We start from the raw sequence: 20,665 nt of genomic DNA on the forward strand, positions 1-20,665 counted from the left end.
GAGAACTCGGCAACAGCAGAAAAAACTCATCGCAGCGTAAATACGAACGATTGTTCGACAAGCTGTCGGACACGTACTCCGTTGAACTCGGCCGCCCGGAATCGTGCCCGCAAGAGCGCTGTCTCGACCGCCGAGGAGAACAGTGGATTCGCCGATCCGACGACGACGAACGAACCTGGCTCCGCACGCCCAGCGCTGTCCACGACGAACCTGGCAACTACTGTCCCCTCCACGCCCTGCGCGCGTAGCGCCTCAGGGAAGTGCGGCGCAAGCGTCCCCGGCAACGCCGCCGCCTGGCGATCGACCTGTTCCGACGACAGAACCGTAGCCGAAGTGGAGCCCGAGCCATCGATGCTGTTTCGTCCAGTCACGCCGCCACCGAAGTCACTGCCGTGGATAACAGGTGTGGCCACACTGCCGGGATCGAACCTGAACGCGGGGCCCGCGAACCGCGGGAGAACGGGAATGCCGGTCATTGCCGGAAACTCGAACCGATTGCGAGCCGCGGATGGCGCGCTGCGTGCCACAGCGTGGTCCATCGGTCGTATCGGTGCCTTGGGCACCGCAAGCGGAACCGGAACAACATGTGGCCTATCGGGAGCTCGCAGCGCGGCATGGGCCGTCGCGTTGATCGCGGCGAGAATGAGCACGCTATGAAGTGCGATGCTTGGGATCGCGCCGCCGACCGACCTGTGCTTGCGTGTTCCGGATTCCAGTAGATGCGTCACCACGGGACCACCTCGCGAGTTGAGTGCCTATCGCGAAGCTACGTTCGTCGGATTATCCAACCGTATCGGCCACATTACGACGCGAACAACAAATCATTACGCGTTGATGATGAAACACTCGGCGGGGCCCCTCCCGCCCGATCCAACCACGCCAGACGCGCGCTACTTTATAGTGCCATGAGATACCAACCCGTCCGCGCTGCAATTTCGTTCGCGACGTTGCTGACGTTTGCGACCTCGCCAGGCGCACTCGCTCAAACTCCCCACCACACCCGCAACGTCGTCCTCATCGTATCCGACGGCCTCCGCTGGCAGGAGATCTTCGAGGGCGCGGACAGCCAGCTGATGAATCGCAAGTTCGGCCACGTCGAGGATACGGCCGCGCTCCGCCGCGAGTTCTCGCGCGACGATGCGAGCTCCGCACGCGCCGTGCTCTTTCCATTCATATGGAACGTCGTCGCGAAACAGGGTGAGATCTTCGGAAATCGCACGATGCAGAGCGATGCGGATGTCACCAACGGGTTCAAGTTCTCCTATCCGGGCTACAACGAGATGATCAGCGGGCATCCCGATCCGCGCATCGACAGCAACAATGCCGGACCGAATCCCAACCTCACCGTATTCGAATGGCTCGACACGCGACCTGGCCTCGCCGGACGCGTAGCGGTCTTTGGAACGTGGAACGAGTTCGCAGACATCTTCAATCGCGGCCGCAGTCATCTTCCGATCTGGGCAGCATTCGACGCGCCGCCGACCGCAACACCACCCACGGCGCGCGACTCGTTGCTCGTCAACCTTTACGGCACCACTACCCGCCTCTGGAGTGATCTGGCGTACGATTCGTTCATGCAGGCGGAAGTGCGCGAGTACGTCGCGCGCTCGCATCCGCGTGTCATGTTCGTCGGTTATGGCGAGACCGACGAGTGGGCTCACATGGGCCGCTACGACATGGTACTCAAGTCCGCGCATCAGTTCGATCAGTTCGTCGGCGATCTGTGGAACACCATGCAACGGATGCCGCAGTATCGCGACTCGACGACGTTCATCATCACAGCGGACCATGGTCGCGGAAGCGGGCTCAATGCGTGGACCGATCACGGCGCAGACGTCGTCGGTGCGGAAGCAATCTGGATCGCGGTGATCGGTCCGGACACTCCGGCCCGCGGCGAAGGCATGCACGTCAGCCGCGTAACCCAGTCCCAGATCGCCGCGACCATCGCAAGCCTGCTCGGCGAGAATTACTCCGCCGCCGTTCCGGCAGCAGCGCCACCGCTTCCGGTGCGTTGAAAATCGCATCGAAAATGTCGCGCTGATACACTCGCAGTTACACCGCCGCGTCAGCGAGCCGTGCGAGCGAATGTCGCCGTAACGACAACATGCATACTTATGCGCGGATGAAGCATGTAAAACCACCATCGCACCGGGGGTTAAATAACGACGGCGACAGTGCGACATTTCAGGTGAAGGACCAACCTCAGCCGCACTTCGCATGACAGCCGTCGCCAACAGCACCGAATCCGGTCACGCTACATCTGCCGATTACATCGCCATCGAGGATGAGTGGGGCGCGCACAACTACCATCCGCTGGATATCGTCATCGAGCGCGCTGCCGGCGCGTGGGTCTACGATGTGGATGGCAAGCGCTACCTCGACTGTCTGAGTGCGTATTCCGCCGTCAACCAGGGCCACTGTCATCCGCGCATCCTCGCGACGCTGGTGGAACAGGCACACCGAGTCACGCTCACCTCGCGCGCATTCCGCAACGAGCAGTTGCCGCTCTTCTGCGAAGAAGTTGCGCGGATGTGCGGGATGGAAATGGTGCTGCCGATGAACACCGGCGCCGAGGCCGTCGAGAGCGCGATCAAGGCGGCGCGGCGCTGGGGATACGAAGTGAAGGGAATTCCCGCCGATCGAGCGGAAATCATCGTGTTCGAGAACAACTTTCACGGTCGGACCACTACAATAGTCGGCTTCTCGTCAGAGCCATCCTATCGTGCCGGCTTCGGGCCCTTCGCCCCGGGTTTCAGGTTGATCCCCTACGGCGACATCGACGCCCTCGAGGCGGCGATCACGCCGAACACGTGCGCGGTGCTCATGGAGCCGATCCAGTGCGAGGCTGGAATCCTGATTCCCCCGGACGGATATCTTCGCGCAGCCTCCGATCTCTGTCGAGCGAACAATGTCCTCTTCATGGCCGACGAGATCCAGACGGGACTGGGCCGCACCGGTCGCATGTTCGCGTGCGATCACGAAGAGGTGAAGCCCGACGTGTACATACTCGGCAAGGCGCTGGCAGGTGGCTTCTATCCGGTTTCCGCGGTTGTTTCGAGCCGGGAAGTGCTGGGCGTTCTCCGCGCAGGCACGCACGGCAGCACCTTCGGCGGCAACCCGCTCGGCTGTGCAGTCGCGCGCACCGCGCTGCAGGTTCTCGAAGATGAGAACCTGGTCCAGCGCTCGGCGGACCTGGGCGCATGGTTCATGGGTGAGGTGGCGTCGATCAGGCATCCTGACATCAAGTCCGTGCGCGGCCGAGGTCTGATGGTGGGCATCGAGCTGCACGTGCCAGCGCGGTCCTACTGCGAGGCGCTGATGGGACTCGGAATGCTGTGCAAGGAAACGCACGACCACGTCATCAGATTGTCCCCGCCGCTGGTTACATCGCGCGAGGATCTCGAGTGGGCTCTCGCTCAGTTACGGACTGTATTCTCGACGCGGTAGACTCGCTGCCAGGTTGTTGCCTGGCCACCACGCTCGATCAAGCAGCCCCGACCAACGGATCGGGGCTGTTCGCTTTTCGGCCTGGGTGTTTCCGCCTACTTGTGCTCGACTGGAACCGCCTGCTGCTGATTCGCCTTCTGCGAACCCTTGCCCTCGACTCTCGCGCTGGCGTTACCGGTCGCACTGCTTTCGCCGTTGCTGATGGTAATCTTCTTGGGCTGCGGAAGTGCGGTCTTGGGGACGCGAACGTTCAACACACCGTTGGTGAAATTCGCGGTGATCTTGGAATCGTCCACTCCCTTGGGCAGCCGGAACGACCGCGTGAACGAGCCGTAGGTCCGCTCCACCAGGTGATACTCCGTACCGTCGCCTTCCTTGCGCTCCGCGGACTTGTGTCCGCGAACTGTCAGCATTCCGTTATCGGAAGTGACCTCTACATCTTCCGGCTTGACGCCCGGAAGCTCGACGGACAGCGCGATCTCACGGTCGTCCTCCCGTACATCGACGGGCGGCGCCAGAGAAGCTGTCGGCGTTGTGCGGCTCAGTGCATCGTCAAATAAGCGATTCACCTCCCTGCGCAGACCGAACACAGGAAGAGGTGTCAGTGAAGTTTCGAACAGCATGGTGCTGACCTCCATCTGAGAGTTTTGTCTGTTTTTTTCGGGCCCTGCGCCCACCGGGCCAATCCGGCAATGGGCGGGCCAGTGATGCCGGCCAATCTGGCTTAAGAGCGTCTGTTTATCGGCCAGTTCGGCATTTTCGTCTGAAATATTGGCAAACAGATCATGAAGATCGTTACCAATCGATCGGTCATCCTGTCCTACGGTAGGCTCGCAGAAGACCGACTCGCCGAGGAAGTGACATTGTCAGGGAAAGCACATCCGCACGTTACCGCCGCCATGCTGTCTGAAGATTCTGATTCATCGATACTGGTCGGCGCTCTCGCCGACATAGCCGTGTGTCTCTCTGACGCACGGCCGACGGAACTGGTCGCGCAGGACGTGCTCGAGCGAGCGCATCTGTCGATCGGCGCATCGGAGCTGGCGGTCTGGCTGGATGGGGGCGGCGAGCTTGTGCGAACCTGGGGAGCGGGCCCGGAAGAGGCCTCTGTGGATGAGCTTCGGGCCGCCATGGCAGGTGCGGCGCCCGGGATCGTTGCACGCGAGATGAGCTTCGGGCCGCGCCGGGTGGGCATCCTGCTGGCGCGCTTCGGAGGTGACGTGGCGGAGCCGGTGGAGCGCTTTCTGGAGGCGCTCGCTGCGTTGCTTGCGGCGTTCGTCGCGAACTCCGAGCGTTCCCGGAGACTCGAGGGCGATCTCCAGATCCGGATGCGCGAGGTGCAGGAGCAGAAGCGGTTCACTGAAACGGTGCTCGATCTACTGCCGCTGGGTCTGTACGTGATCGATCGCGATTACCGGATCACGGTTTGGAATCGCAAGCGCGAGACGGGGATGCAGGGCGTGTCCCGCGACGAAGCTATCGGCCGCACCATCTTCGAGATCCTTCACCGTCAGCCGGAGGACGTGGTTCGTCGCGAATTCGACGAGGTGTTCGCCACCGGCAAGACGCAGCAGTTCCAGACCGAATCCAGCGCCAGCGGCGCGCTGCGTACCTACAGGCTTTCCAAGATTCCAATTCGCGACCAGACGGGCGTCGTGACGCACATCATTACTATCGGCGAGGACATCACCGATTGGGTGGAAGCGCGTGAAGCCGTGGCACAGAACGAAAAACTCGCCGCGATCGGCCGCCTCGCCGCGGGGATCATGCACGAGATAAACAATCCGCTCGCGACGATCGCAGCGTGTGCGGAGAGCATGGCGCTCGAAACGAAAGTTGATGGAAGTACGTCGCAAGGCGCGCTGGATGGCGCGGCCGATGGCGGGCCTGAGTATCTCAAGATCATCGAGAGCGAAGTTCAGCGCTGCAAGCGCATCATCGACGGGTTGCTCGATTTCAGCCGGCCGCGCGCGCAGGAGAGACAATCTCTCCAGGTGAATACCGTCGTGGAGCGCGCACTGTTTCTACTCAAGCATCACGCGCGCTTCAAGCAGCTCACCGTGCAGGCGGAGCTCGGAACCGAGCTTGCAACAGTGCATGCGAGCTCCGAGCAGTTGATCCAGGTAATGATTGCACTATTGATGAATGCGGCGGACGCGATGCCGCAGTACGGGCGCGTTCTCATACGCACACGTGCAGCGCCGCGTGGTGCGAAGCACGTCGTTATCGAAGTACAGGACGAAGGTTCGGGGATGACGCGCAACGAGATGTCGCGCATCTTCGAGCCATTCTATACAACGAAGGAGCCGGGCCGGGGTACAGGGCTCGGACTCGCTATCTGCCATGGTATCGTTGCCGACCACGGGGGTCGCATCGAGGTATCCAGTGAACCTGGCAAGGGAACGCGTTTCACCATTCTCTTGCCGATGGAGGAAGCATGAGCGCCGACGGGAGTGCCCCAATCCGTGTGCTGATTGCCGAGGATGAGGAGCACCTTGGCGCAATTCTCGAGCATTTTCTGAGGAGCCGCGGTTACGCGGTAACTATGTGTCGTGACGGCCGTGCTGCGTTGACCGAGCTGCATGCCGTTCCGTACGACGTCGCGCTGATCGACATCGTGATGCCCGAGATGGACGGACTCGAAGTACTGCGGCATTTGCAGAACGAGCCCGCGCCGCCGGAGGTGATCATAATCACCGGCAACGGCACGATCGATACCGCGATAACCGCCATCAAGCTCGGCGCGTACGACTACATCTCCAAGCCATACAGAATGGCCGAGATCGACGTAATGGTGCGTCGTGCGTGGGAAAAGCGCGAGCTCGGCAAGGCCAACGTCATGTTGCGTGCACGGACGCGCGAACTGCCATCGGAGATGACGAGCAGGAATCCGTCGATGCGCGAAGTGCTGGCGCGTCTGCCGGCGCTTGCGCAATCCGATGCGCCAGTCGTGATCAAGGGCGAGCGCGGCGTTGGCAAGAGTTACGTTGCGCGATATCTGCATGCGCTGTCCGGACGCGTCCGCGACTCGCTGATCGAAGTGCGACAGGTCCGCGGTGGTCTTACCGGCGCCGCAGCACTCGTTGGACGGCAGGGAGTTCCGTCCGGCGGCGCAATGCCCACGGGTGCATTTCTCGCAGCGGACCGTGGAACGACGGTGATCGACATCGCGGCACTGGACGAAGAGGCGCGCGGCGTACTGCGGGACGTAATCGGGTCCAACGCCTTCATGCGTATCGGAGGATCACACGCACTTCCCCTGACCACGCGTCTGGTGATCTGCGTGGACGATCCTGCCGACGCCTTCGCCTCGTCGATCGGCGCCGAGCAGTTGACGATTCCGCCGCTTCGCACTCGGCACGAAGACCTTGCGCCACTGGTCGCCGAGATGTTGGCCGAGCAGACGGGACCGATTCACACCATCGCGCCGGAGGCATTCGACGTGCTTGCGTCGTATACGTGGCCCGGAAACGTGCGCGAGCTCGGCGTGGTGCTTGCCCGTTGCGCGCTTCTCGCTCCCAAGGAGAACATCTCCGCTGGCGACCTTCGCCTGCTGCTCGCCACCGGGGCAGTCGGTGTGGAAGGGCGGGGCGCGCCCCTCTCCGACCTGGAAAAGCTGCATATTGAAGCCATGCTAGTCCGATTTCATTGGCACCAGGGCCGCGCAGCCGAGGCGCTTGGCATATCGACCAAGACACTGTATCGCAAGATGCGCGAGTTCGGCTTTCGCCGTCCGCGCAAGCGCAAGTTTGCCCGGGTCCGGCCTGAGGAATGAAGATCCTCGTTATCGAGGACGATCCGACCGTCGGGCAGTTCGTCAAGCGGGGGTTGGAGGAGCAGCGCTGGACCGTCGATCTTGCCGAGAACGGAAATGATGGAGAAGCACTCGCCACGGCCGGCGACTACGATCTCATCATTCTCGACATGCGGCTGCCGGGGAAGTCCGGAATGGAGGTGCTTCACGACCTTCGCGCGCGCAACTTTCAGCGCCCAGTGCTCGTGCTGACGGCACAGGACGCGGTTGATGCGAAGGTACAGACACTGCGTGCCGGCGCGGACGATTACGTGACAAAGCCTTTCGCATTCGAGGAACTGCTCGCGCGCGTGGAGGCACTTGCGCGTCGTCCGCGCGCGATGGCGTCTCCCGTGATGCAGGTGGCCGATCTCACGCTCGACGTCGACACGCGCGAAGTGCGGCGAGGCGGCAGTCTCATTGAGCTCACGCCCAAGGAATACACGGTGCTGGAGTACCTGATGCGACATCACGGCCGCGTGATGAGCAGAACGCTGATCACCGAGTACGCCTGGGGATATCACTTCGATCCGGGGACCAACATCGTGGACGTCGTGATCAATCACCTTCGCAAGAAGATCGACGCCGATCACGAGAAGAAGCTGATCTCGACCGTGCGCGGCGTCGGGTACGTTGTGCGCGGATGATTCCTGCGCGGCTGAAGCTGACGTTTGTTTTCGCCGGTGCCATGACCGTGACCGGCGCCGCACTTGGAATAGCAGTTTCCGCTTCGCGCACCGCCGGTGCATACAGCGCCATCGCGCGCGAGGCACTGGCAGACGGCGATCTCGCGATGCGGATCATCGAGCAGGCATCGAAGGATCGAGAGCCAGTCGTGGCACGCGATTCATCTGGCGCCGAGCAGATCGCGCGCTCGGTTGCGGCACGACTGGAAGTGATCCCGGGGTATGTCGTGATCGTCGGACGCAAGGCGAACGTCGTGTTCACGTCCTTCGACGTGCGCGACCTGTCGGACGACGACTGGACGACGCTGCAGCATGGCATCGCCGATCTTCCCGACGACGGCCCAGCGGGCGTGATCAGCGTGGGACAGGAACGCATTCTGTTCGTCGCACACGCGATACACGACAGCACCACGCGCTTGAGCCGCGTCGTCACCGGCGTGCGCGTGCGGGGTGCTCAGAGTCTGCCGACGGAGCTTGTGACGACTCTCTTCGCGGTCATGCCTCTTGCGATCGCGCTTGCATCGTGGGGAATGTGGCTGATGCTCGGCGGTACGTTCCGTAGAATCGAGCGTGTGCGACGCGGAGTTGCCGACATCACCGACGGTCGCAGTCTGCACCGGCGATTGTCGGATGACGAGGCGAGTCCCGAGATAGCTGCCCTGATCGATACGTTGAATTCGATGATTGCACGGCTCGAGACATCGTTCGCGGCATTGCGGCGCTTCACCGCGGACGCGAGCCACGAGCTCAAGACACCGCTTGCCGTGTTGCGTGCGGACGTGGAGCGCGCAATGAGCGCTACAACACGGAAGGACGATCGTCTCGTCGCGCTCGAGGAAGCGCTGCACGAGACGACTCGCATGGCGGATCTCGTCGAGAGCCTGCTCACCCTTGCGCGTGCGGACGAGGGAAGATTCGACCTGTACCGCGAGCGCGTCGATCTGAGCGAGCTCACGCAGGAAGTGTACGAGACCGCGCTCATACTGGGCGAGGGTGCGGGCGTGGCGGTGAATCTTCCGTTCACGACCGAAGTCACGATTGCGGGCGATCGCACGCGACTGCGGCAGCTATTTCTGAACCTCGTTACCAACGCGATCAAGTACACACCGCGCGGCGGACGCGTCGACATCGGACTCGGGCGCCATCCAGACAACGTGACGTTCGCAGTGCGTGATACAGGAGCGGGAATCGCTGCTGCGGATCTACCGCATATCTTCGAGCGATTCTGGCGCGCCGATCGTGCACGCTCGCGCACTGCGGAGCGTGGAGGATTCGGGTTGGGTCTTGCGATCAGCCAGTGGATTGCTCAGGCTCACGGCGGCACTCTCACGGTTCAGTCGCGACTCGGCAAGGGGTCGTTGTTCACTCTCACGCTTCCGCTCGATGCAGCCGACCGCGCGGAGCCCGATGATGAGACGTTGCCGGAGCACTGATGCAGTGACGCCGCATCGCAATGCGGTCCAGATCCGACCGGTGTTAATCTTCCGTTAATGTTTTGAATTAACTGAAGCTTAATCTCCCGGCCATTCCGGCTTAATTGTGCGCCAGTATTCTTCTCTCAGTCATTCTGAGGAGCTTGCTGCCGCAATGTTCAACCAGCTAATCGAGTCGAAGCGCGCCAAGAAGCGCAGCCCGGGGACCACTGCGTTCAGCATTGGGCTGCACGCGGGACTCATCGGGCTCGCGGTCTGGGCGACGGCCAACGCCGCCATCAAGAACGAGAAGCCGAAGGCGGAGAAGATCGAATTCGTCCAGGTGAAGAAGGACGAGCCGCCTCCGCCAAAGAAGGAGGCACCGCCGCCGCCAAAGGCTACTGTTGCGCCGCCGCCGCCCAAGGGTTTCCAGGTGCCACAGGCGCCGCCGATCGTTCCGGTCAAGATCCCAGACATCGATCTCTCCAAGAAAGTCACGAACGTCGCTGACTTCAGCGGAAAGGGTGTCGAAGGCGGTGTCGCGAATGGTGTCGTAGGTGGAAAGGGACCGGTCTCGAACACCGAGACGTACTTCTCGTTTCAGGTAGAGAAGCCCGCCGCGATGGCGTCGGGAACCGTGACACCACAATACCCCGAGACGCTTCGCAGCGCGGGCATCGAGGGAGAAGTCGACGCGGAGTTCACCGTGGACACCACGGGCCGCGTGGATCAGGCCGCGGGGATCAAGATCAACAAGGCTACAAATGATCTGTTCGCCGCCGCCGTCAAGTCGGCCCTGCCGCGCATGAAGTTCTATCCTGCGGAGATCGGTGGGCACAAGGTCAGACAGCTCGTGCAGCAACCGTTCACGTTCACGATCACTCATTAACCGTCCCACCATTCCACGGAGTAACGAACAATGCATCTATCGCTGATTGACCTTTGGGGCCAGATGGCCGGTTTCGCCCGCGGCATCGTTTACACGCTCGCGATCATGTCGATCTGGACCCTGTCGATTTCGATAAAGAAGTGGTGGGATCTCAAGTCGGCCCAGAACGAGACACGCAAGTTCGCGCCCGAGTTCTCGCAGTTCCTCGAAGAAGACAATCTCGTTGAGGCCGCAAACCTCTCCGAGCGCTACAAGAAGTCGCACGTTGCACGCGTTCTGGCCGGTGCGCTCTCCGAGACCCGCGCACTCGTACAGGATGGTTCCGTAACGATCGCCGACATCAACTCCGCAGAGCGCGCAATCGAGCGCGAAATGCTGATGACGATCACCGATCTCAAGCGCGGCCTGGGCGTACTCGCGACAAGCGGTGCAACTGCTCCGTTCGTCGGACTGCTCGGAACGACCATGGGTATCATCAACGCCTTCACGGGCATGGCAGTTTCCGGTTCAGGCGGTCTGTCCGCGATTTCCGGCGGTATTTCCGAGGCACTCATCACGACCGCTCTCGGTCTGCTCGTCGCAATTCCGGCAGTGTGGCTCTTCAACTACTTCCAGACCAAGGTCGACAATCTCACGGCCGAGATGACCTACACGTCCAAGGAAATGATCGACTATCTGATCAAGAACGTTTCGGGCGAGTTCGGTCGCAGCCGCTTCACGCGCGAGTTCAATACGACGGCCACGGCCGGCAACGCGCCAATTTCCAAGTAACGTTTCATTCCAAACGACGTAGGGCGCGGATATCCGCGCCTGTGATTGAAGGGTGGCGGATTCATCCGTACCCGCAGATGGAAGGGCCGGCGCCCCGTCCGGCAGTAGACGACGGGGCGCGGTTCCACACTTTTCGAGGGATTCGTATTTATGGCAATGTCAACATCGGGCGGGAACGCGGTTCGCGCGGATCCAAATGTGACTCCGATGATCGACGTCATGCTCGTTTTGCTGATCATCTTCATGGTCATCATTCCGACGCTGGTGTCGGGCGTCAACGCGCAGCCGCCAGCTGGCCAGAACCTCAAGCCGCACCCGCAACAGGATCAGGACCAGCTTCTTGGTATCGACAATCAGGGCCAGTACTATCTCAATCGCAGTGCGATCCCGAACGCATCACTCAGTACCGCGCTCACCGATATCTACAGCAAGCGCACCGAGGACAAGATTCTCTACGTCAAGGCTGACAAGAATCTCGACTACGGCAAGATCCTCGATGCGCTCGATATTGCGGCAAAGAGTGGCGTTCGCATGACGGCCATGGTCACGGACCAGCAGGCTGGCACGCATTCGTTGATTCCGAGTGATAACATCGAGGCGACAAGCGCTGGCACGCCGAGCAGTGGAGGGCCAAAGTAATGGCGATGTCAACAGGTGGTGGTCGCGGCGGCTTTACGTCCGAGCCGAATCTGACCCCGATGATCGACGTGTTGCTGGTGCTTCTCATCATCTTCATGGTGATCGTGCCAACGGCGCGGAAGGCGATCGACGTCCAGCTTCCAGATCCGACTGTCCAGCCGACGAGTTCGCCCAGCACAGATCAGATCGTGCTGGAAGTGGCCAAGGACGGCACGTATCTGATCAACAAGCAGCCGGTCCCTGGCGGTGCGAACGGCCTCAGCCAGATGATTCACAACACGTTCGACAAGCGGCCCGAGAAGATCATGTTCGTCAAGGGTGATCCGGCCGCCAAGTATCAGCAGATCATCCAGGCGATGGACATCGCTCGTGGCTCTGGTGTTCTCGTCATTGGCATAACGCCAAAGTCGACGCAGTAAGGGTTTCACATGTACCGTCCGCCCGTTGGAATTCCGCGGCGGGAGCAAAGGCGCTGGCAAGGGTGGTTATTCTCCCTGCTGGCGCATTTGCTTTTGCTGCTGTTTCTCCTTCGTCCAGCATTGGATTCGGGGATCGATTACGGTCACCGGGATGGAGCCGGTGGTTCCGGTCCCGCGGGCGGTGGTGGCGGTGGCCTGGGCGATAATGCCGCACCGCGGTTGCGCTTCGTGCAGATCGCGCCGCAGGCAGCGCCGGCGCCAGCTGTAACGCGCGCAACTCCGGTCACGCCGGTGCCGGCTGTACTTCCGCCAATTCCAACCCCTCCCCAGCCAAAGCCGGCGCCGCCTGCAGTTGCGCCGCCGGCAACTGCCGTGACAGGTGCAGCAGCGTCTTCCGCGACGGCGGGCGCAGGAAGCGGTATCGGAAAGACCGGCGGCGCGGGTGCCGGCCCCGGCAGCGGCGGTGGTGTCGGGTCGGGCGAGGGGCCGGGCAAGGGAAGTGGCGTTGGGCCCGGCACGGGAGGCGGCGCAGCAAAGAACTATCCGCCGACGCTCAAGCAGTTCGTGCTCCCTCCACTCCCGACTCCGGCGAGCGTGCGCGGATTCAAGCTCACTGCGTGGTTCGACGTCGACTCGACCGGCAAGGCCACACTGCTGCGCTTCACGCCAACTCCCGACCGCGGCTACAACGACAGAGTGCGCGAGACGCTGCTCGCGCTGCGATTCCGGCCCGCGGTTCGGGCTGACGGTGTCGCGATCCGCGACACGGTGGACATCCAGGTTCTGTTCTAACCCACCTCACCCGCAATCATCTTTGTGACAATTGCGCAAAGTACTCGGTGGTGCCTAGTACTCTGTGATATAAAGCAGCCGTGTGCGCACATCCTCGTACACATCGCCAGAGTCTAGCCTCGCTCTGCGCAGAGCGTTACATTCACGCGAATTTTCCGCTCTGCTCATACATAAATGCAGAGCGCCGACCCGGAGCCGGAGGGCATGGGTGAGCAATAAAACCAGCCGTTCCGGTACCGGAGCGGATACGGCTACGGCCGAATCCAACTTCGTCAAGGCGATGACCCTGACCGACGCCACGATGCTCGTGGCGGGGACAATGATCGGGTCGGGCATCTTCATCGTTTCTGCAGACATCGCGCGAAAGGTCCAGTCGCCACTCTGGCTCATCGCAGTCTGGGTGCTCACTGGAGTCATAACGCTGCTCGGCGCACTCGCCTACGGCGAGCTTGCCGCGATGTTTCCGCGAGCGGGCGGACAGTATGTATTTCTTCGTGAATCCATGGGTCCAATCGTAGGATTTCTCTACGGTTGGACTCTTTTCGTTGTCATACAAACGGGCACGATCGCAGCGGTCGCCGTTGCGTTCGGAAAGTTTCTCGGCGTGCTCTGGCCGGCGATGACGCCGGATCTGTACTCTTGGTTTCCTCATTTCTCGTTCACGCTCACGGGCGCACCGGTGGACGTCGGACTGTCGCCGCAGCGTCTCATCGCACTGGTCACGGTGTGGGTACTCACCTGGATCAATCTTCGGGGCGTGCGTGAAGGAAAGCTCGTTCAGACGACGCTGACTATTGCCAAGGTGGGTGTCCTCGCCCTTCTCGTCATTCTCGGACTCACCATCGGGCGGAACGCGACCGCCATTCTCGCGAATTTCTCGCCGGGTAATTTCGCGCCACACGTCGATCTCAACGGAGCGTTCGTCGTCGCGTTCGGCGCGGCGATGGTCGGCTCGCTCTTCTCCAGCGATTCGTGGAACAACGTGACGTTCGCTGCTGCCGAAGTTCAGAATCCCAAGCGCAACCTCCCGCTGTCGCTCGCCATCGGCGCGGGGATGGTGACGGTTCTCTACATCCTCGGCAACTTCGCCTATCTGAGCGTGCTTCCGCTGCACGGCACGGCCAATGGTGCGACGGTGCTCGCGCGCGGTATCCAGTTCGCCACGCAGGATCGCGTCGGGACGGCAACTGCCGAAGTGATTTTCGGCGCCGCTGGCGGGAGCATAGTCGCGGCGGCGATTCTCATATCCACATTCGGTTGCAACAACGGGCTCATCCTGTCCGGTGCTCGCGTGTACTGGGCGATGGCACGCGACCGTCTCTTCTTCGCTCGCGCGGGCACACTGAGTGCACGCGAAGTCCCCGCGTTCGGACTGATCACCCAGGCGATCTGGACCAGCTTCCTGTGCCTCACGGGGACGTACAACCAGCTGCTGGCATATGTGATCTTTGCTCAGCTGCTGTTCTACGCCGCGACGACAACGGGTCTTTTCGTGCTACGTCGCACGCGTCCCGACGCCGAGCGTCCGTACAAGGCGATCGGGTACCCCGTGCTGCCGGCGTTGTATGTGGTGCTGGCGCTGGCAGTTGCTCTAACTCTCCTGCTGGCGCCGGATACGAGAACGCAGTCCGTGGCCGGACTGATCATCGTTCTCATTGGTGTTCCTGTGTACTTTCTGTGGCGCGGTGTAGCGGGCGACGCTGCGCGCAATACTGAATGACAGTTCCCGCTTCAGTCCTCATCACCGACCGTTCATGACCGTTTCGCAATCATCGCTCCTCTGGATCGTACTCGGCTGCAGCGCATTCGCACTGCTCTTCGCGATCTGGCTTTCAAGATGGGTTCTTTCGCGCGGGCGCGGCAACGCCGACATGCAGAAGATCTCGGACGCCATTCAGCAGGGCGCCGAGGCATATCTGGCGCGACAGTACAAGACAATCGCGGCACTCGCGCTGGTCGTTGCGATCGTGTTGGCGGTCGGTTACGGCGTGTTGAGGACGAGCATTCCGACCGATCCGGTGAGCAGCTCGACGTTGCTCGCGATCTACATAACGTTGTCGTTCCTGCTTGGCGCGCTCAGTTCCGGCATTGCGGGATACATGGGGATGTGGATCTCGATACGAGCCAACATCCGTGTCGCCGCGGCCGCGACCACGTCACTGAACGGTGCGCTTCAGACTGCGCTTCGGTCCGGTGCGGTGTCGGGACTCTTCACCGTCGCGATGAGTCTCGCGGGCGTGGGCGGGCTCTTTGCCGTGATCAACAACTTTGTGCCGCCGGGTCTCGCACCCGATGTCTGGGCACAGCGAATCCCGTATCTCATCGTCGGCTACGGCTTCGGCGCCTCGTTCGTGGCACTGTTCGCGCAGCTGGGCGGTGGTATCTACACCAAGGCCGCCGACGTCGGCGCCGATCTGGTCGGCAAGGTCGAGGCCGGCATTCCTGAAGATGACCCGCGGAATCCGGCGGTGATCGCTGATCTCGTCGGTGACAACGTCGGCGATTGTGCCGGCCGTGGTGCCGATCTGTTCGAGAGCATCGCCGCGGAGAACATCGGTGCGATGATTCTTGGCGTGATTCTGTTCAGCCAGTTCGGTATCGCAGGAATTCTGTTCCCGCTCGTGATCGGTGGACTCGGTCTGCTGTGCTCGATCGTCGGAGTGATGTCTGTTCGCACGCGCGAAGATGCGGATCCGATGCAGGCGCTGAACCGCGGGTACTACGTGACGGCGGCGCTCGTAACGATCGTATTCTTCTTTGCGACGCGCTGGCTGCTCAATCCGATATCCGCCCCGGATGCGTGGTGGCACTTCTTCATCTGCGGACTGATCGGCATCGCGACATCCATCGCGTTCGTCTTCATCACGCAGTACTACACCGAGTATCGCTACCGCCCGGTGCTTGGGATCGCGGAAGCGAGCCAGACGGGACCGGCGACGAACATCATCGCCGGCCTCGCAGTTGGGATGGAGTCGACTGTTCTTCCTGTGATCACGATCGCGATTGCGATCATCGCGAGTTATCATCTCGGCGAGGCGAGCGGAGTCGCGCAGGCGGGCCTGTTCGGGACCGCCGTCGCTACCATGGGAATGCTCGGCACGGCGGGTTACATCCTGGCAATGGATGTCTTCGGACCGATCACCGACAACGCTGGCGGCATCGTCGAGATGTCCAAGCAGCCGGAAGAAATCCGCAACATCACCGACCGGCTTGATTCTGTCGGCAATACCACCAAGGCGCTCACCAAGGGTTACGCGATTGGGTCCGCGGCACTGGCCGCGTTCCTGCTTTTCTCCGCGTATCTGGACGAAGTTCGCAACTATCGCGGCGGCGTTCCGATCAAGGTCGATCTGGCGCGCCCGGAGGTGTTCGTCGCTGGTCTGCTTGGCGCGATGCTCGTCTTCTGGTTCTCGTCGCTGGCGCTCACGGCAGTACGCAAGGCCGCATCGTCGGTGATCACGGAAGTGCGTCGCCAGTTCCGCGAGCGTCCGGGGATCATGCTCGGAACCGAAAGTCCGGATTACGGAACGGCCGTAGACATCGTGACGGTGGGTGCGTTGAAGGCGATGATCGCGCCCGGTGCACTTGTAGTGCTGTTCCCGATCGCTGTCGGACTGGTATTCAAGCAGTTCGGCGTTGGCGCGGAAGCGGTTGCAGCGTTCCTCATGATCGGTACTATCGCTGGAATTCTCATGGCGGGCTTCCTGAACAACGGCGGCGGCGCGTGGGACAATGCGAAGAAGTACATCGAGACCGGCGCATACGGTGGCAAACGGTCAGACGCACATAAGGCAGCTGTGGTCGGCGATACGGTCGGTGATCCGTTCAAGGATACGGCTGGTCCGTCGCTGCACGTGCTCATCAAGCTGTTGAGCACGATCACTCTGGTCCTTGCACCGCTGTTCATTTGATGCGGGGCCTGTTTGCACGCAAGTCCGTTGCGGACTTCGAGGCGGACGTCGTTTCACATGGCGGGCTAAAACGCACGCTCGGCAAGTGGCACCTGACTGCTCTCGGCGTCGGTGCCACGATTGGCGCGGGAATCTTTGTCACCACGGGAACCGCCATCGTCGGCGATCCGCTTCGTCCCGGTGCCGGACCTGCGATCATCTTTTCGTTCCTGCTGACCGCGGTCGCGTGCGGCTTTGCGGCGTTGTGTTACGCCGAGTTCGCCGCGATGGTGCCGATCTCCGGCTCCGCGTATACGTACGCATATGCGGCGCTTGGCGAGTTCATCGCCTGGATAATCGGCTGGGATCTGGTCATAGAATACGCCGTCGGCAACATCGGCGTCGCGATCGGTTGGTCCGGCTACTTTCGAGAGTTGATCGCGCATTTCGGCTGGAGTCTCCCGTCGTGGCTGGCGACAGATTATCGATCGGCGCATTCCGCGTTCGTTCAGCTGGGCGCCGCGAGCAGCACGGTGGACGCGACTACGCGGTACATCGCGTCAGCGTGGACATCCGCGCCGCACATTCTCGGTCTCCCGCTGATCATCAATCTTCCCGCCGCGGCGGTTGTTGCGCTGATAACGGTTGTCCTGGTGATCGGTATCAAGGAGTCGGCGGATGCCAACAACGCGATGGTGCTGCTCAAGGTCGGGATCATACTGTTCTTCATCGCGGTTGGCCTCTTCCTGATCCACCCGTCCAACTGGACCAATCCAGCGACCGGCGGCTTCGTGCCGAACGGCATGGCGGGCATCAGCGCGGCAGCTGCGATCATCTTCTTCAGCTACATCGGTTTCGATGCCGTATCCACGGCTGCGGAAGAGACGCGCAATCCGGGCAAGGACATGCCGTTCGGGATCATCATGAGCCTTGTCGTGACGACGCTGCTCTACATCGCGATCTCGGTGGTGATGACTGGCATGGCGCCATGGCAGCAACTGGGAACAGCGGAGCCGATGATCACCGCGCTCCGGTACGCCGCCGGACCGCCGGCACTTCTCAACGCTTCGCGATTCATCGTCGCGCTCGGTGCCGTGATAGCGATGGGCAGCGTGCTGCTGGTCTTTCAGCTCGGGCAGCCGCGAATCTTCTTCTCGATGGCACGCGACGGACTGCTTCCTCCGGTGCTCGCGAAAGTACATCCACGTTACAAGACGCCGTACGTCGGCACGATCATAACGGGGATCTTCGTAGCCGTCTTTGCCGCATTCGCGAACATCGCCGAAGTGGTCGATCTCACGAATATCGGGACGCTGTTCGCGTTCGTGCTGGTGTCGGCGGGCGTGATTGTGCTTCGCCGCACCGATCCGGACAGACCGCGGCCGTTCCGCGTGCCGTGGGTTCCGTTCACGCCGTTGATCTCCATTGTGGCGTGCTTCTATCTCATGACGCAGTTGCCGGGTATCACCTGGATTCGCTTCATCATCTGGCTCGCTGTGGGCCTCGTACTCTACTTTACTTACGGCTATGGCCACTCGACGCTGCGTAACCGCCGGGTGAACGGCCATGGATAGCGCAGGATCGGACAAGAGCGCGACGGCGCGGCGCGGTCTGCGACGCGTCTCGCTGACGCAGTGGATTGTCGTCGCAGCAATAGTCGGGATCATCATCGGGATCGCGTTCCCCGCGTTCGCGGTCAAGCTGGATCCGCTGTCGCAGATCTTCCTGCGCATGATCAAGTCGCTGATTGTACCGCTGATTTTCGCCACGCTCGTGGTGGGCATTGCCGGTCACGGCGACGACATGGCCAAGGTGGGCCGCCTCGCGTTGCGGTCTCTGATCTATTTCGAGCTCGTGACGACTGGCGCGCTCGTTATCGGATTGACGGCCGTCAACGTCTTAAAGCCTGGAATCGGCGTGTCGCTGGGCGGCGCGACCGCGGCTACCGGGACTGAGCTTGCGTCGCACCCGGTTACATTCGGTGGCGTGCTGGAGCACATGGTTCCGCAGAGCTTCTTCGAAGCGGCTTACCATAACGAAGTGCTGCAGATTGTATTCTTCGCGATTCTGTTCGCCGTAGCGCTCACGCGGCAGAAGGGCGAAAAGAAGAAGTTGATGCTCGACTTCTGCGCCGCGACGTCAGACTTGATGTTCAAGTTCACGGAGATCGTGATGGCGTATGCACCCATCGGTATCGGTGCAGCGCTCGCCGTCACAGTCGGCCATAGCGGTATCGGCGTGCTGCTCGGTCTCGGCAAGCTCGTGGCGACGCTCTACGGCGCGCTGATCGTATTCGCGCTCGTCGTGCTGCTGCCGATCGCCGTTCTCACCCGGATTCCCCTCAAGGCATTCCTTCGCTCTGTGAGGGCACCGGCGCTGATCGCGTTCTCGACCGCTTCCTCAGAAGCAGCGCTTCCGCTAGCGATGGAGAACATGGAAGCCATGGGCGTTCCGGCCCGCATCGTGGCGTTCGTGATGCCCACGGGATATTCGTTCAACCTCGACGGAAGCACGCTGTATCTGGCGGTCGCGTCGGTATTCGCTGCGCAGGCCGGTGGAATCCACATGACGCTCGGTCAGCAGATCGTGATGATGCTGACGCTCATGCTCACGAGCAAGGGTGTTGCTGCCGTGCCGCGCGCATCGCTCGTGATTCTGTCCGGCGCGCTGACCATGTTTGGATTGCCGCTTCAGGCCGTCGCGGTGATCCTCGGTGTCGACGCATTCATGGACATGGCGCGGACGTCGGTGAATCTCATCGGTAATTGCCTCGCGAGCGCCGTGATGGCGAGATGGGAAGGGGAGCTCGCGCCGGCAAGCAAGACGGACACGGTGACGGCGTAGGCGCCGTCACCGTCGTCGATGGCGGGCGGAGCGGCCGCTCTTACACAGTGCATGTATCGTCGTTCCTACACCGCGCTAATTTGTCAGTACGACCTTGCCTATGTGCGGCTGTTCCATGCGTCTGTGTGCATCCGCCGCACGGGACAGCGGAAAGGTCGAATCAATGACTGGCAGGATCAGCCCGCGCTCCAGCAACGGCCAGATACGCAGCATCAGCTCCTGGGCGATCACGGCCTTCTCCTGCGGCGGTAGGCGGCGCATCAGCGAGCCGGTCACCGTCAGTCGCTTCTGCATGATCGGTCTCAGATCGACGGTGACGCGACTGCCAGCCATGTACGAGATGTTGACCAGGCGGCCTTCCATCGCAAGCGCTCGAAAATTGCGCTCGACATATTCACCGCCGACCATGTCGAGTATGACATCGACACCGCGGCCTCCGCTGCGCTCGAGCGCGACTGCGGCGAAGTCGGCTTCGTGGTAGTCGATCGCGACTTCCGCACCGAGTCGGACACAGACGCCGCACTTTTCAGCTGAACCGGCCGTCGCGAATACTTTCGCGCCGATCGCGCGCGCCATCTGGATGGCGATCACGCCGATGCCGCTGGTGCCGCCGTGGACGAGCAACGTCTCGCCCGCGGAAAGCCGGCAACGCTGAAACACGTTGTACCACACCGTGAAAAGCGCCTCGGGAAGCGCTGCAGCCTGCACCATCGAGAAACCTTCTGGGATCGGGAGGCATTGCATCGACGGTGCAACGCATTCGGTCGCGTAGCCGCCGCCGTCCACCAGTGCGCATACCTCCTCACCGATGTTCCACACCAGCGCAGCGCGCTCACCGGCACCAGAGACGTAGCCTGCGACCTCGAGTCCGAGTATTGGCGATGCGGTGCTCGGCACCGCGTACTTGCCTGCGCGCTGGAGCAGATCGGCGTGGTTGATGCCGGCTGCTTCTACGTGGATGCGCACGTCATCGGGGCCGAGCGCCGGAACGGCTCCCTCCGTCAGATGCATCTCGTCCGGCCCGCCGGGCCTGAGTACTTCGATGTGCCGGATCGATCCCGGTTTGGAGAAGGGGCTCGACAT

18 protein-coding genes are annotated in these 20,665 nt (G+C 61.8%); 15 read left to right on the top strand and 3 right to left on the bottom strand.

All coding sequences use genetic code 11. From position 1 onward, the window contains the following. Positions 1 to 26: 26 nt before the first annotated feature. Positions 27 to 728 (bottom strand): energy transducer TonB, encoded by a 702-nt coding sequence (locus V4529_01495; protein ID MES2356993.1) that lies wholly within the window; start codon positions 726 to 728, stop codon positions 27 to 29. Between the two features lie 177 nt (positions 729 to 905). On the opposite strand from V4529_01495, the gene V4529_01500 reads away from it, so the two are divergent. Together V4529_01500 and rocD are read left to right on the top strand one after the other, a co-directional pair. After that, positions 906 to 2,015, top strand: coding sequence for an alkaline phosphatase family protein (locus V4529_01500; GenBank protein ID MES2356994.1), 1,110 nt, complete (start codon positions 906 to 908; stop codon positions 2,013 to 2,015). Positions 2,016 to 2,217: 202 nt separating this feature from the next. Then, positions 2,218 to 3,447 (top strand): ornithine--oxo-acid transaminase, encoded by a 1,230-nt coding sequence (rocD, locus tag V4529_01505; protein MES2356995.1) that lies wholly within the window; start codon positions 2,218 to 2,220, stop codon positions 3,445 to 3,447. A 95-nt stretch (positions 3,448 to 3,542) separates the two neighbouring features. Here rocD and V4529_01510 read toward each other — a convergent pair whose 3' ends face one another. Continuing rightward, positions 3,543 to 4,070: an Hsp20/alpha crystallin family protein gene (locus V4529_01510; protein MES2356996.1), complete on the bottom strand. Its 528-nt coding sequence runs from the start codon at positions 4,068 to 4,070 to the stop codon at positions 3,543 to 3,545. A 162-nt stretch (positions 4,071 to 4,232) separates the two neighbouring features. Here V4529_01510 and V4529_01515 point away from each other — a divergent pair, with 162 nt between their 5' ends. The 13 genes from V4529_01515 to V4529_01575 all read left to right on the top strand — a co-directional run bounded on the left by V4529_01515 (position 4,233) and on the right by V4529_01575 (position 19,582). Continuing rightward, entirely contained in the window at positions 4,233 to 5,888 is a 1,656-nt protein-coding gene (locus V4529_01515) for an ATP-binding protein (GenBank protein ID MES2356997.1), read from the top strand. Continuing rightward, positions 5,885 to 7,222, top strand: coding sequence for a response regulator (locus V4529_01520; protein MES2356998.1), 1,338 nt, complete (start codon positions 5,885 to 5,887; stop codon positions 7,220 to 7,222). The genes V4529_01515 and V4529_01520 overlap by 4 nt, the downstream gene beginning before the upstream one ends. Further along, positions 7,219 to 7,887 (top strand): response regulator transcription factor, encoded by a 669-nt coding sequence (locus V4529_01525; GenBank protein ID MES2356999.1) that lies wholly within the window; start codon positions 7,219 to 7,221, stop codon positions 7,885 to 7,887. Before V4529_01520 ends, V4529_01525 begins: the two co-directional genes overlap by 4 nt. Further along, positions 7,884 to 9,359: an ATP-binding protein gene (locus tag V4529_01530; protein MES2357000.1), complete on the top strand. Its 1,476-nt coding sequence runs from the start codon at positions 7,884 to 7,886 to the stop codon at positions 9,357 to 9,359. The genes V4529_01525 and V4529_01530 overlap by 4 nt, the downstream gene beginning before the upstream one ends. A 154-nt stretch (positions 9,360 to 9,513) precedes the next feature. After that, positions 9,514 to 10,227 carry a TonB family protein gene (locus V4529_01535; GenBank protein MES2357001.1) on the top strand — a complete coding sequence of 238 codons (714 nt, stop codon included), beginning with the start codon at positions 9,514 to 9,516 and terminating at the stop codon, positions 10,225 to 10,227. 30 nt (positions 10,228 to 10,257) lie between these two features. Further along, positions 10,258 to 10,998, top strand: coding sequence for a MotA/TolQ/ExbB proton channel family protein (locus V4529_01540; GenBank protein MES2357002.1), 741 nt, complete (start codon positions 10,258 to 10,260; stop codon positions 10,996 to 10,998). Positions 10,999 to 11,148: 150 nt separating this feature from the next. After that, positions 11,149 to 11,637: a biopolymer transporter ExbD gene (locus V4529_01545; GenBank protein MES2357003.1), complete on the top strand. Its 489-nt coding sequence runs from the start codon at positions 11,149 to 11,151 to the stop codon at positions 11,635 to 11,637. Then, on the top strand, positions 11,637 to 12,056 hold the full coding sequence (locus tag V4529_01550) for a biopolymer transporter ExbD (protein MES2357004.1): 420 nt from the start codon (positions 11,637 to 11,639) through the stop codon (positions 12,054 to 12,056). Before V4529_01545 ends, V4529_01550 begins: the two co-directional genes overlap by 1 nt. A gap of 120 nt (positions 12,057 to 12,176) precedes the next feature. Next, on the top strand, positions 12,177 to 12,848 hold the full coding sequence (locus tag V4529_01555) for a hypothetical protein (protein MES2357005.1): 672 nt from the start codon (positions 12,177 to 12,179) through the stop codon (positions 12,846 to 12,848). 208 nt (positions 12,849 to 13,056) lie between these two features. Continuing rightward, positions 13,057 to 14,568, top strand: a complete 1,512-nt coding sequence (locus V4529_01560; protein ID MES2357006.1) for an amino acid permease — start codon at positions 13,057 to 13,059, stop codon at positions 14,566 to 14,568. A gap of 34 nt (positions 14,569 to 14,602) precedes the next feature. After that, complete coding sequence (locus V4529_01565) at positions 14,603 to 16,759, top strand: sodium-translocating pyrophosphatase (protein MES2357007.1); 2,157 nt, start codon at positions 14,603 to 14,605, stop codon at positions 16,757 to 16,759. After that, positions 16,759 to 18,312 (top strand): amino acid permease, encoded by a 1,554-nt coding sequence (locus V4529_01570; GenBank protein ID MES2357008.1) that lies wholly within the window; start codon positions 16,759 to 16,761, stop codon positions 18,310 to 18,312. Before V4529_01565 ends, V4529_01570 begins: the two co-directional genes overlap by 1 nt. Continuing rightward, positions 18,305 to 19,582 carry a cation:dicarboxylase symporter family transporter gene (locus V4529_01575; protein ID MES2357009.1) on the top strand — a complete coding sequence of 426 codons (1,278 nt, stop codon included), beginning with the start codon at positions 18,305 to 18,307 and terminating at the stop codon, positions 19,580 to 19,582. Before V4529_01570 ends, V4529_01575 begins: the two co-directional genes overlap by 8 nt. Positions 19,583 to 19,657: 75 nt before the next feature. Here V4529_01575 and V4529_01580 read toward each other — a convergent pair whose 3' ends face one another. Further along, on the bottom strand, positions 19,658 to 20,665 hold the full coding sequence (locus V4529_01580; protein ID MES2357010.1) for an NAD(P)H-quinone oxidoreductase: 1,008 nt from the start codon (positions 20,663 to 20,665) through the stop codon (positions 19,658 to 19,660).

It is taken from the genome of Gemmatimonadota bacterium (genome assembly GCA_040388625.1).
GTDB lineage: Bacteria > Gemmatimonadota > Gemmatimonadetes > Gemmatimonadales > Gemmatimonadaceae > Fen-1247.

Excerpts from the sequence above, each read along its gene's own strand:
- V4529_01550 (MES2357004.1), top strand. The coding sequence starts at position 11,637 with ATGGCGATGTCAACAGGTGGTGGTCGCGGCGGCTTTACGTCCGAGCCG.
- V4529_01510 (MES2356996.1), bottom strand. The coding sequence starts at position 4,070 with ATGCTGTTCGAAACTTCACTGACACCTCTTCCTGTGTTCGGTCTGCGC.
- V4529_01535 (MES2357001.1), top strand. The coding sequence starts at position 9,514 with ATGTTCAACCAGCTAATCGAGTCGAAGCGCGCCAAGAAGCGCAGCCCG.
- V4529_01570 (MES2357008.1), top strand. The coding sequence starts at position 16,759 with ATGCGGGGCCTGTTTGCACGCAAGTCCGTTGCGGACTTCGAGGCGGAC.
- V4529_01500 (MES2356994.1), top strand. The coding sequence starts at position 906 with ATGAGATACCAACCCGTCCGCGCTGCAATTTCGTTCGCGACGTTGCTG.
- V4529_01545 (MES2357003.1), top strand. The coding sequence starts at position 11,149 with ATGGCAATGTCAACATCGGGCGGGAACGCGGTTCGCGCGGATCCAAAT.
- V4529_01575 (MES2357009.1), top strand. The coding sequence starts at position 18,305 with ATGGATAGCGCAGGATCGGACAAGAGCGCGACGGCGCGGCGCGGTCTG.
- V4529_01565 (MES2357007.1), top strand. The coding sequence starts at position 14,603 with ATGACCGTTTCGCAATCATCGCTCCTCTGGATCGTACTCGGCTGCAGC.
- V4529_01520 (MES2356998.1), top strand. The coding sequence starts at position 5,885 with ATGAGCGCCGACGGGAGTGCCCCAATCCGTGTGCTGATTGCCGAGGAT.
- V4529_01525 (MES2356999.1), top strand. The coding sequence starts at position 7,219 with ATGAAGATCCTCGTTATCGAGGACGATCCGACCGTCGGGCAGTTCGTC.
- rocD (MES2356995.1), top strand. The coding sequence starts at position 2,218 with ATGACAGCCGTCGCCAACAGCACCGAATCCGGTCACGCTACATCTGCC.
- V4529_01530 (MES2357000.1), top strand. The coding sequence starts at position 7,884 with ATGATTCCTGCGCGGCTGAAGCTGACGTTTGTTTTCGCCGGTGCCATG.
- V4529_01540 (MES2357002.1), top strand. The coding sequence starts at position 10,258 with ATGCATCTATCGCTGATTGACCTTTGGGGCCAGATGGCCGGTTTCGCC.
- V4529_01515 (MES2356997.1), top strand. The coding sequence starts at position 4,233 with ATGAAGATCGTTACCAATCGATCGGTCATCCTGTCCTACGGTAGGCTC.
- V4529_01580 (MES2357010.1), bottom strand. The coding sequence starts at position 20,665 with ATGTCGAGCCCCTTCTCCAAACCGGGATCGATCCGGCACATCGAAGTA.